The organism is Rhizobium sp. CCGE 510, assembly GCF_000292525.1.
GTDB lineage: Bacteria > Pseudomonadota > Alphaproteobacteria > Rhizobiales > Rhizobiaceae > Rhizobium.
The window spans coordinates 1-515 of the sequence record NZ_AEYF01000137.1 but is presented as its reverse complement, the minus strand read 5'-3'; the positions used below and the strand labels follow the sequence as shown (position 1 = coordinate 515).

At 55.3% G+C, this 515-nt stretch carries 1 protein-coding gene; it reads left to right on the top strand.

Translation table 11 applies throughout. From position 1 onward, the window contains the following. The coding region (locus tag RCCGE510_RS34425; RefSeq protein WP_157179979.1) for a DUF2326 domain-containing protein at nt 1-399 on the top strand (399 nt) is incomplete at its 5' end. Nucleotides 400-515: the final 116 nt, after the last annotated feature.

The window sequence follows — 515 nt, the reverse complement described above, 5'->3', positions numbered from 1 at the left end:
TGGTTGCCCGAAGGAATTGCCGGGACAATCAAATTGGATGGCCATGGCTTGAAAGTTGATGCCGAATTGTCGGGGCGGGGTGAAGTGTCCACAGCAGCCCTGGACTCGCTAAAGATCGTCGCCTTTGACCTTGCAGCTTTGCATATGGCCATCGAGGAGCAGGCAGACCTGCCAGCTTTCCTTGTCCACGACAGCCCGCGCGAAGCTGATCTGGATGGACAGCTTTATGCCGGCCTGTTCAAGCTTGTGCATCAGTGGGAGGAAGCAGGAGCGCCGTGTTTTCAATACATTGTAACGACCACGACAGCTCCCCCGCCTGAGCTGCAACACGAGCATTACGTTCGGCTTCAGATGAGTTCGACTCCCGCGGAAATGCGGCTGTTTGCAAGGGATATTTGATTATAGGCATGGCTATCGAGGCTCCCCAATCATTCGTGGTTCGCGAAGAATGCGAGAAGGCCGCCTCGCAAAATGGCTTTCGTCGTGTTTTGGGTGAAGAGGCTGGGTGGAGAGCC